Origin of the sequence: Paraburkholderia sp. RL17-347-BIC-D, assembly GCF_046027915.1 — a bacterium.
Classification (GTDB): domain Bacteria; phylum Pseudomonadota; class Gammaproteobacteria; order Burkholderiales; family Burkholderiaceae; genus Paraburkholderia.
Genome location: NZ_JARESS010000244.1, coordinates 1 through 476, shown reverse-complemented (window position 1 = coordinate 476; position 476 = coordinate 1). Strand labels below are relative to the sequence as shown.

Genomic DNA, 476 nt, shown 5'->3' with positions numbered 1-476 from the left:
GCCGGTTGACCATCCGGTCGGCAATATAGGGCTTGTCAGGGTCGCCTTCGTGGTAGTTGATCGTCACTTCCTGGCCGATACGGGGCACGTAGATCGAGCCGAACGAATTGCCCTGCCACGGCGAGGACACGCGTACCCAGCAGCTCGCGTTCTCGTCCTTCGGCCTGTCCACGTCCCACAGGTAGCAGATCTTGACCCGACCGTACGCATCGACCCAGGTCGTCTGGTCCTTGGGACCGACCACCACGGCCGTCTCGGCGTAACAGCGGGGCTTCTTCTTCGGCCTGTTCCTGAAGAACCGGTTAGGCGACTGCAGCACGAAGTCGGTCACGCACTCGAACCGGCCCGCGCCTGGTGTCTTGCCCGATATCGTCGTCTCGGTCACGTTGCGGATATCGAGTGTGGTCGACACCACCAGGTACTCGGCATTCACGTCTGCCTCCGGGTGATCCGTGAGAAAGAATGTCCTGCCGGTT

The 476-nt window shown here is 61.8% G+C and carries 1 protein-coding gene; it reads right to left on the bottom strand.

Annotated elements, in window-relative coordinates:
• Positions 1-433, bottom strand: a 433-nt coding sequence (locus tag P0D96_RS48390; protein WP_408321460.1) for a phage baseplate assembly protein V, incomplete at its 3' end; no start/stop codon positions are given.
• Between the last annotated feature and the right edge of the window lie 43 nt (positions 434-476).